The organism is Caballeronia glebae (genome assembly GCF_001545035.1).
Lineage (GTDB): Bacteria > Pseudomonadota > Gammaproteobacteria > Burkholderiales > Burkholderiaceae > Caballeronia > Caballeronia glebae.
The window spans coordinates 1-10,099 of the sequence record NZ_FCOJ02000115.1; the positions used below are offsets into that span (position 1 = coordinate 1).

Sequence of the window (10,099 nt, forward strand, 5' to 3'; positions counted from 1 at the left end):
GGGGAGTGTGTAGCGAGCACACTCAGCACAAGGAAGATTTCCACACCGGTAGCTATCCGGTCGGCGCATGCCAACGCGCGAGGCGGGCACGACTTGCAGAAAAAAGATGGACTCCGGGCTTGGAGTCGAGGTCGATGCGTCAGTGACGCGGGGAATGGAGTTGAGTATCCGGGTATTTGACGCATGTGTGCGGTGAAAAGCTCACGAAATTCGTATCGCTTTCGCCTCCTTGACGTTTGCCTAAACAATGAAAATCCTGTGTCAGAGAGAACATAGAAGACCGAGTACGAATATGTCCGTTACCGATATGGAAGTGCCCGAAGAAAAATCAAAACGCACAGCACCACTCACGAGCGACAACGCCAGAGAGAGCGGGCTACGCCCCCTTCAAAGGCTTACCGGCGATAGCCGTTTGGCTCGGATCAATGGCGACACGCTCGCTCAGACCGAACTGCCGTATCACTCACGGTTTGCGCGTGAGTTCCTGCGCGGGGACTTCAACTTTGCTGCGGCGAAGATGACCGTTGCTCGCGGCGGCAAATTACTCGCGATCGAGTCGGAGTTTCGAACTGCCGAGGCGTGGTTCAAGAAAGCAATGGTGTGGGCAGACGCGCTGCCAAAGCGCCAGACGGTCGTTTATCCGGAAATGGTGACATTGCAGATCAAACACGCGATGTCGGGTCGGCTCGTGCGTCTGCTCACTATCTACGACCAGCTTTTCCTGAAAACGATGGGCGCTCTGCTTGCTCGCGCTGTTAGCGCCGAGAGCCGACAACGCGCTCTTGAAGCTGGCGAGGCCCGCATCAGCAAGATCGGCTACCTCTGCATCCCGGACAACGATTGTTTCGCGCCCGAGGGCGTTCTGCTGTCTGGCCCCAGCGACCACACTGAACACTGACGCCTTCAACTTCGCATCGACGGAATCACCGTCGGTCGCGCCGGCGACGCTCGACTAAACACAATAGAAAGAGGTCAACGCATGGACTTACGCGAGATTCAACGACTGCACTCTCAGTTCGCACCGGATTCAATGACGATCGATCTGCCTCGGCAGATTGCAGCACTCCCTGCACCAGCAGATGTAACGGCCTCGGACAAGCAGCCAGCAATCAAAGTGCGCTTACCGAAGGCAGCGCCGATTGTTCGCCGAAGCCTGATAGCCGTTGCGATTGCCGCCGTCGTCGGCACGGCGGGAATGGGAGCGGCGTCGTTGTACAAGTCGGTCAGCCAAGCGCCCGCCCACAAGTCGAATGTGACGGCCGCTCCGGCACAATCCGATACAGGTGTGCGCGAAGGAACGGAGGAGACTCCGCACGCCGTAGCGACGCGACCGGTCGATGCAGCGCCGGCTCATCCAGTCGCGTTGGCACCGATGCTCACCGGGAGGGACGTTGCCCCTGCAGCTCCTATCGGCCTGACGGCTGACCAGTTCAAGAATTCGCTGGGGAGCACTGGTGGTCAAACGGCGAGCGTCTCGACTGCGAAGCCCACGGCTTCCTTACCCAACGACGAGCAACGAGCCGCCGCTTCGCCGATCCATCAAACACGTGGCGAGCCCGAAGCGGGCCGCCAAGCTTCAAAACCGACGACGGCAGCAGTCGCCGCCACCTCTGCACCCGCTGCGGCCACTACGGCGCTGAACCAGACCGTTCCTCAACCGCACACAGCGGACGACCACGCGTCGTCTTCCAGCGCCGCGGCTGCTCGCACGCACAGCTACCGCCATCACTCGCGCTCCCGCGAAGAGCATTCAGGTGACAGCGAGGAAGTGTCGGCAGCAACGAAAAAGCCAGCGTCTGCTAGCCCGGCCGGGGCAAACGAAGTGCAAATGTTCTAGGAATCGACACCATGAAAACCGAACTCAACATCACGCTTATTGCGCGCGGCTGCGCGATCACCGGCGACATGGTCGTGGATCACGGCATCTCGTGCTTCGGCTTGCTCGACGGCGGCATCATCTCGACCCAAGGTCTTCTCCACATCGGCGAAGGTGGCCTCGTCAAGGGGATGGCACAAGGCGAACACGTACGCATCGACGGTCGCGTCGACGGTGACGTCCACGCCCGTGGCTCGCTCGAAATCAACGGGCACGTGTCAGGCGACATCTTTTACGGCGGCACCATCCGTCTCGGCCCGCGCGCAGCGCTTAACGGCACGCTCAAGCGCGTCGCAAGAATGCTTACGATCGAGGCGGAATCGGAACAGGAGCAAGCCTCGATCGCCGCTCCACGCTCATCCGAAACCGCCGGTGTGGGTCACAGCGAATCGAACGTGACCGAGATTTCACGAGCAATGGCGTAATCGACTTCATCCCGCTGATGATTTGCCGATAACGGGTTGACTACTCCCTGCCAACGCAACCGTGAAAGCCATTGAACCAATCTTCGACTTTCTCACCATGACGTGGGAACCGGCAGCGCAAGAGGCTGCATTCGAGGGCCGCTGCTTCTGCATGCTTGACACAGGGCTGCTCGTGAACAGTCAATCGATGCCCTTTGGCACGCCGCATTGGAATCGACCGGCGTACCGGTCCGTGGGAGCGTACAAGCGTGCATTGCAACCAAAAAGTTGATCGATCGCCGCTAAAACTTCAGCCCGCTTTTGAGCGGGCTTTTTCTTTGGTCCAAGCGAACGCACGCGTCAGGTGCGGACACCGGTACCGAAACCGCTGACGATCAGCACGGCACCGGGAAACTGGCGAGCCCAGTCACAACGCATTCGCGCATGTATGGAATCCCGAAGGCTCGGCCCAGGTACGTCGAGATGCCGGCCGGCAGATGGCCTTCATGATCAGCATCTTCAATGTCACCCGTTATCACCTTCAGCATGTCCGCTGCTCGTATGCCGAATCGCATCCTTAACTGGTTCGACCACACCATGACTGATTCGAATTCCCCGCTGACCACGAACATGAGCAACACGGGAGGCGGGGCATGTCGCCTGTTCGGAAGTGCGTGTAGCGCCGCCCAGTTAGGGCGTATGTCCAAATCGTCCGAGCGTTCGGCCAAGTTCAGCAGTTCGGCCGCGAAGTCTTCGCACTGGGGACTTCCTGCCAAGCGTCCTGCCAATCTGAATTGAACGGTGACCTGGTCGACCGCATCATTAGGAACGCGGATGAGACGTCTTCGCCGCAATCATTAAACTCCGAAAGCGTTCTGGCGACGTCGCGCGTGTCGAGTGAGCTGTAATCAACGTGTGGGGGCGCCATCTCGCCCCGTTCGACGGCTGAAAAGTCTGGCGCTAACCATAGACCGAGGACGTGGTGGAATACCGACATGACGTGTTCCTCACGGATCGCGATACCAGTCAATGGTATAGGCGATATTTCGCCTTGCCGCTGACCGATTTGACGGCAGCGGTCTATAAATCAGCTTTTTTGGCGTATGTTCGAAGCCTAAAGGCGCATGCTGCGGTTCAGGCGACGACAGCGACTGGAGTTAGCTGCGCCTCAGCGACGAAGCGTGATTCGAAGTTTTTCGATGTGCCGGAGATCATGAGCGATTCGCGGGCACGCGTCATCGCCACGTAAAAGAGGCGCCGCTCCTCCGGCTCCGTGGATTTTGGATCAGGCACGATGGTCTCCTCACTGCGCGCGATCCAGACATGATCCCACTCGAGTCCTTTCGAGCTGTGCATTGTCGTGAGGATCAGGGCCCCGGGCGTCGGCTCGTTGTTGTCCTGACGCAAGAACAAGAGCCGTTCGGCGAAGCTGCCTGATAAGCGCGACAGGACGTCATTCGTTGCTTGAATTGCGCGGATCGCGGAATCCTTCTTCGCGTATTTCAACATCCATTCGGCTACGCCCGAAAGCGTCAACGAATAGAACTTGCGATCGCACAGGCTTTGCCATTCAGCCAGTCGCTTCATGAACTCCCGATAGTTCGTCGCGACGTCCTCCGGCAACCCAAGTTCGACGAGCTCCGCTCGGCCCTTTTGCGTCAGTTCCGGTCCCATATCGGCGTGAAGAGCGCGTAGCTGCTGGGCGGTCAGTCCGAGGTGCGCGAGGACTGCATCGAGACCGGTGTCCTTGATGCGCTCGACGATCTCTAGCAGGTTGCACATTAGCGCACCTTCCGGGCGGCTGAGCACCGAGGCACCTGACGCGCGGTAGTACTTGATGCCATGCGAGCGGCAAACAGACTCCAGCGGATCAAGGATGCGGTTGGTGCGCGCGAGGATGGCGCAGGACTGCCCTTTCGCCAGCAATGGTCCGAGAACCTCGACGGCGGCCGTCGCCTCCTCGTATTCGTCCTGATGGCGGAACGTGCGCACGCTCCCGCCCGCCCCTTTTTCGGCACGCAGCACCTTGGCGATCCGGTCCACGTTATTGCGAATCACCAGGTCGGCCGCACCGAGGATCTCTGCGCGGCAGCGGTAGTTGCTCCCAAGGACGACCGGCTTTGCGGCGAACGACTGGATGAACGATTCCATGCCCCGATAGCCGAGCGCCTCGCGGAACGCGTAGATGCTCTGATCATCGTCGCCGACAACCGTCACGATCGAGCCTGCCTGCGCGTGGAGTTCGATCCAGCGGTACTGCAACGGGTCTGTATCCTGAAACTCGTCAACGAGCAGATAGGTGAACGCGTATGGGGCGATAGTGCCTTGCTCCATCCCTTCGACCGCCAGACGCAGCATGTCCTGAAAGTCGATCTTGCCGTTGCGAGCGAGCGCGTCTTGATAGGCATGGTACAGCTCGCCGTCGTCGGTGTTCGGTTCGCACCGGCCGAAATTGGTCTTGATCTTCTCGATCGTTGGGATGACGTCTTCAGCTTTCCCGTCACGACCGAGTTCCTGCATCACGCGGATGAGCAGCCCGAGCCTGTCACCGTCGGAGGCGATATCGAGCGCACGCGCGCCGGGGCGCTTGAGTTGCTTGAACGCAAGAGAATGGAAGGTGCCCGCGATCAGGCGCTTTTTCACTGACTCGCCGGCGGCGACCAGGATGCGCTCGCGCAACTCGAGCGCGGCGTCCTTGGAGAAGGTAACGGCGCCCACCGTCGCGGCGCTGTCTTGCAGCAGCAGGGCTGCTTTCGTGGCGATCGTTTTCGTTTTGCCTGCGCCGGGGCACGCGATCGCCACGCAATGCTGGCGCAACTGGGCGACTTCCCGTTGCTGGGGATTGAGTTCGTCCAGCATTGCGCCTCCTTAGTTGCCGCGTACCGTCGTCATCAGCTTCAGGTGCGTCATGTAACCGCGGATCCCGAGCGGGTTGAAGCGCTTGAGGAAGTTGACCGCTTCGTCATCAACATCGGATTGGTCACGGATGCCGTTCCACACCATGAAGTCAAAGTGATCCATTGCCCGATCGAACTTCATGATGGCGCTGAGCACGCGCATGGAGAAGCGCGAGTAAGCCTCGACCTCGATGTCCATCGCTGGCATCGGGATCGTCGGCTCAAACACGAATTCCTTGTTCGCACGGAGCTCGGCTTCCTTCTGCTGGCGGAAGCCTTCGGCCACGCGCAGTTGCTCGTCGACGTAGCTCTCGATGCCCGCGAGCAGCTTTTCGAGTGCGCTGTTGACCACTTCCTTGTCGTTCTCGCCGAATGTCGAGCGGCCGAAGCGCTGCATGTTGATGCTCATGCGGTTAATGTACGGCCACCACTGTTCGAACAAGGGTCTCAGGCGCGTATGGTTCAGACGCACGCGAGCAGTCACGACTGCCGCGCCGGAAAGCTGGCGATCGAGCAACTGACGGCCGATTTCGCGGCGGCGCTTAATGATCGCGATACGCTCGGCCGCAGGCAGGTCGCGGAATAGCTTGCGTGTCTTCGCGACTTCCGCCCGCTTCATCTCGGCGTCGTCGGTGGATATCACGCCTTCCTTCTGAAGGCGGTCCGCGTCCGCCTCCATCTGCGTCAACTCACGCTCGAGCTCGCCGTCGTCCGCGCCGTCGGTCGTGAGCGGAGCCTCGACGGTGCCTTGTTCAAGTGCGCTCAGCGCGACCTTTTCTTCACTGCCGGGTTCGACCACAGTGCTCATTACGCCTCTCCTATCTGGACGCATCGGTCCGGTTTCGTCGTTGGGATCCAGGCGCGCGCACGCGCTGCCTATGCTTCCATTGTTGCGGGCGGATGCGCCCAGGAACGCCTGAAACGATGGCTATTTCGAGCGCCTTTTAGGACAAAAGGAGAGGTAGCCGCGCGTGCGCATGTCTGCGTCTACTCCAGACGGGGCCGGTAACCGAAACAAGGACTGAAGACTTCGCGCGCGCAGAGGGGGCGCTACGGGTTCACACCGCCTATCGAGCGGGCAAGCGGGGATGAGGGAGACTTGGTTGGAACTTCGCCACCACGCGGGCTGATTGCTAATTTCCGGCGACGCAGGAAATATCATGATACTCGCCGATCCGGGGAAAGAGATATGAAAACGTATCTCTTTCCCCGCCCACGCGCCTGAAGACTTCTATCTAAACGACTGGAAGGATTCGGCCGCCTTCCACAGGAGTGCGCCGAGCAGCGCTGCGACGTCGACCCAGTAACCGGCCAACACGGGAATCGGCACAACCAGCACACCGAAAAGCGTTCCGGCGACGATGAGCAAACCGTGCCCCGCAAGATGAAACGACAGAGGACTCACGAAGCCAGCGGCCGACGCTTTGATCTTTCGGCGGGCGGTGCCGTCAACGAACATTCCGAGCGCGAACAGCAAGGTGCCGACGATCCACATCTTCATCACCATCGCACGAAACATCATCCGGTAGACGAGCAGCCAGAAATTTTCCGTCCACGTGTGAGCGAAGCTCGAAGATCCGCCGTCGTCCAAGCCGCCGACCTTTCCCGAAGCGTTAAGCGTACGATGCAGCAGCCCATTGTCGACGAACGCGTGGCGAAACATCTCGTTGGCGCGACGTACGGCATCGTCTGCCCGGATCTGCCCAACAGACGCAACCAACGAACGTGACTCGGCTTCCGGCACCTCAAAGAGGCTACGCTCGGGAATCGCAGGCATGACGGCGATCGCGAGCACCGGAACCAACAAGAACCAAACTTTTAGGTGCGATCCGAACCGGCTAGCCATGCAGCACCTTCACTAGGGCGAGCACCGGGACCGCCGCGATTGCAGCGAGGCCGACCCAGAACAGCATTGCCCGCGTCTCAGCGATCGTCGCAAGCGCGTAGCAGCGGGCGCCCGCGCCGTAGCTGAACTCATCGGGCACACCGTCGTGAACTTCGCCATCAAATGCCGCGGCCACATCGCATGCGCGCTTGGCCGCCTCGTAACTAACTCCCGACAGCTTCGCTATTATCGTAACGGTGAGCGACATCGTATTCCTCGAAGTAACGGCGAAAGGTTTCGCCATGAAGCACGCGTGCGGCGAGCTGAAACGCAGCGGTGCGCTCGGTAATCTCGTCCGGGCAGCGCTCGTCGACCATCTCCAACTGATACTCGGAGTGTCGCGCCTCAAAGGCGGGGATGGCCTCGACCATCGGGCACCACACCGCGATTTTGTCGCCATGACGCGCCACGTAACGGCGCGCGTAAAGCGTCTTTGCGGGTTCGAACAACCCTTGCATGAAGGCGATGTGCGGCTCGCCCTTTCGTTTCGCGCGTTTGTAGCCGTCGAGCGCTGATTCGATCATCTCAGCAGCCAGAGGCCCTTTGTCCCCCATAAACCGCTCACCGACAAAATCGGCCACTCGCGAACACGCAAGCTCCAGGTCAGGTGCCACGTTGAAGACCTGCAGGAGCCTGTGCGAAAGCTTGTGGTCGCGAACGATGTTTTTGTATGCAGCAGACATAGTATGTAATTAGCCTTCGATGATAGGAATTCGACCCTGATACACGGCACCCCCTGAGATGCGCATGAAGTACTGCAAATTCGGCAAGCTGTGAAGCAGCTTCACAGGAATCAGCGGCACCTTCTCCAGTTGGATCGAGCGCGACTGCGAGCCACTGAATTCGAGCGCATGGGCCTCGGTCGTTGTGTTGGTGCTATTCGAGATGTTGACCACCCGAATCGCTGTCTCACCGACTTTGTCCGAGAACCACTTAGCGGTGTCGCTATCTTCCAAGCGTAAGCAGCACTGGTTGTTGAGATTGCCCAAAACCTGCAGCATTTTTGCTGCGTTTCCGAGTTTCGCTTCAAGGTCGGCGCGTGCCTGGAACGCAACGAACGCTTTGAAGCCGGCCCCGCGCCCTTTGTTCAGGATCTGGATCACCTGTTCGTTGATGGCCTCGGCAATCTCGTCGATGATGAGGACGACGTCGGGCTTCACCGCGTAAAAGTTGTAGATCGCACCGCACACGGCAGCGACATCGGACAGCGCCATCGAGGCGATCGCCTTTTGCACAATGTTGTTCGACAGCGAATCGAGGCCCATGTAAAGGACCGCCTTCTGTTTGATGATCTTGTCGATGTCCCAGATCTCGCGCTCGTCCTCGAAGTCGTCGGCCTTTGGCGCCAGCATCAAGCCGGTCTCTCCGGTCGCGAGCATCTGCAGCAGCGGCAAGGCGGACGCTATGATGCGCATGTAGTGCTCGCGGTCGTGCGTGTGCGTCGCAATCAGTCCGTCAATGGTTTCGTGACCGCGATCGTGGGCCGCAAACCGCTCAAGGTAGAGCCTGGCCATGCCGTCGGCGAGCGAGACGTCGTTGCGGCGCTGCGCATCCTTGACCGTCGCCGCGACAGTGAGTTCTTCCCAGTTCGTCAGGCCGTTCTGAACGAAAAAGCGACGAAGGCACCGTTCCATCAAGGTCCCGATGCCAGACTGCGCATACTTCAGGATTGAGCGGAGGTTCGGCTTGTCACCAACATACAGCTCGCCCTTAACCGCGCGGTCAATGAACAGGAAGGCGAAATCGCGAAACGGCCCCTCCTCCATCAACTGCGCGATCCGAGAAGGAATTTCGGAGGGTTGAGACCAGTTCTCGAGCGGGTTGAGGCGGATCGACTCGTTCGGCTTGGCCTGATTGAAGTACAGGAACTTTCGCCCGGCGCGCGCGCATTCCTTCTCTACCCGCTTTTTCCATTCGTCGTCGTTTTTAGGATCGACGATGATGAGGACGTCATTCGGGTTGTGAATGACTTGCGTCGAGATGACTTCGTATGTGCGAGTCTTGCCCGCGCCAGTCGTTCCACCAACGAGCGTGTGTCCGCCCATCGCCTTGTAGTGAAACGGAACACGGACTTTTTTCGGCTCCATGCCATGAATCCACGACGAGCCTTGGGGCATACGGTCACGGACGCTGTCGCGGGGGCCAAACAGTTGCTCGATACGAGTCTCAACTTTTCGGCCAGCTTCAGTTTTCGGCAGCCACTTGGGCAGCGACGGGATGTCGGTCACCGGCATCCGAAGGATTTCGTGTGCAATCTGAGTGTGCTTCTGCGTCCACTCGAACCCCGTGCCGAGATACATCGAGTCCGCTTGCTGCTTCATGAGCTTTTGCGTCGCGAGCAGCCTGTCGATATGGATCTTGCTCAGCCACTTGGTCGAGATCGCCATGCGGAAACTCAGCGCCTTCCAGACCTGAAAGCCGCGGATCAGCAGGATGAATGCGCCCACCAGCGCGAACGTCCAGCCGTATGGCATCCCCGATGCCAGGATGCCAACAATCAGCACCGGCCAGAGGAGGAACGGTCGGAATTCGTAGATCGGGCGGAAGTGATTGACGTACTTCATGCGGCAGGGCGCTCCGAGATAAGCCTGCCGGCGCGTTCGACGATGCAGATATCGTTGCCATGCGCGCGCAGGAGCAGGCTGCGCTTCTTGAGTTGTTCCACCAGCGTGTCGCTCGTCATGCCATATGCGCCCACCAGACGCTTTTGCACGGCGAGTCCCTTTTCCTCCCAGGCCACTTTCGCTTTTCCGGAAGCCACGTCGCCCGCGAGCGCCTTGAAAAATTCCTTCATCATGGAGGCACCCGGACCCAGGATTTCGTTCAATTGTTCATCTGTCGGGCCTGTTGCCGGTACGGTGCGGCGGGACTGCGCGCCAGCCGCAGCCGGATCAATCGCCGCAGGCCGCGTCGCCGCATCGTGAGTTACCGGTCTCGGCTGAACGGCAGCCGCCGCTAAGGCGTCGAGCAACGGTTGCGAGAGCTGGGGGCCAGCCCTGGGCGCTGCGTGCGCTTGACCTGGTTCGCCACTTGAACC

10 protein-coding genes and 1 pseudogene are annotated in these 10,099 nt (G+C 59.7%); 3 read left to right on the forward strand and 8 right to left on the reverse strand.

All coding sequences use genetic code 11. The features are described from left to right. Window positions 1-292 precede the first annotated feature (292 nt). The 3 genes from AWB82_RS35650 to AWB82_RS35655 all read left to right on the forward strand — a co-directional run bounded on the left by AWB82_RS35650 (window position 293) and on the right by AWB82_RS35655 (window position 2,301). A complete protein-coding gene (locus AWB82_RS35650; protein WP_086973960.1) occupies window positions 293-898 on the forward strand; it encodes a DUF1845 domain-containing protein in 606 nt (201 codons plus the stop codon). An 81-nt stretch (window positions 899-979) separates the two neighbouring features. Then, complete coding sequence (locus AWB82_RS37480; protein ID WP_143756980.1) at window positions 980-1,837, forward strand: hypothetical protein; 858 nt, start codon at window positions 980-982, stop codon at window positions 1,835-1,837. Window positions 1,838-1,848: 11 nt separating this feature from the next. Beyond that, the gene (locus AWB82_RS35655; protein ID WP_086973961.1) at window positions 1,849-2,301 is read left to right on the forward strand and encodes a bactofilin family protein; all 453 of its coding nucleotides are present in this window, start codon (window positions 1,849-1,851) and stop codon (window positions 2,299-2,301) included. A gap of 374 nt (window positions 2,302-2,675) precedes the next feature. On the opposite strand, the gene AWB82_RS37830 is transcribed toward AWB82_RS35655, so the two are convergent. The 8 genes and pseudogenes from AWB82_RS37830 to AWB82_RS35695 form a co-directional block, all read right to left on the reverse strand. Then, entirely contained in the window at window positions 2,676-2,828 is a 153-nt protein-coding gene (locus AWB82_RS37830; protein ID WP_159462660.1) for a hypothetical protein, read from the reverse strand. A gap of 586 nt (window positions 2,829-3,414) precedes the next feature. Then, complete coding sequence (locus AWB82_RS35665) at window positions 3,415-5,139, reverse strand: ATP-dependent helicase (protein ID WP_086973963.1); 1,725 nt, start codon at window positions 5,137-5,139, stop codon at window positions 3,415-3,417. Window positions 5,140-5,148: 9 nt separating this feature from the next. Next, a complete protein-coding gene (locus AWB82_RS35670; RefSeq protein ID WP_086973964.1) occupies window positions 5,149-5,985 on the reverse strand; it encodes an ATPase in 837 nt (278 codons plus the stop codon). 423 nt (window positions 5,986-6,408) lie between these two features. Next, a complete protein-coding gene (locus tag AWB82_RS35675) occupies window positions 6,409-7,023 on the reverse strand; it encodes a DUF4400 domain-containing protein (protein ID WP_086973965.1) in 615 nt (204 codons plus the stop codon). Beyond that, window positions 7,016-7,270, reverse strand: a complete 255-nt coding sequence (locus AWB82_RS35680; protein WP_086973966.1) for a hypothetical protein — start codon at window positions 7,268-7,270, stop codon at window positions 7,016-7,018. Before AWB82_RS35680 ends, AWB82_RS35675 begins: the two co-directional genes overlap by 8 nt. Beyond that, a complete protein-coding gene (locus tag AWB82_RS35685) occupies window positions 7,227-7,745 on the reverse strand; it encodes a hypothetical protein (RefSeq protein WP_086973967.1) in 519 nt (172 codons plus the stop codon). The genes AWB82_RS35680 and AWB82_RS35685 overlap by 44 nt, the downstream gene beginning before the upstream one ends. 9 nt (window positions 7,746-7,754) lie before the next feature. Further along, complete coding sequence (gene traD, locus AWB82_RS35690) at window positions 7,755-9,626, reverse strand: conjugative transfer system coupling protein TraD (protein ID WP_086973968.1); 1,872 nt, start codon at window positions 9,624-9,626, stop codon at window positions 7,755-7,757. Further along, window positions 9,623-10,099: pseudogene (locus AWB82_RS35695) on the reverse strand (TraI domain-containing protein); the annotation flags it as partial. The gene traD and the pseudogene AWB82_RS35695, both read right to left, overlap by 4 nt.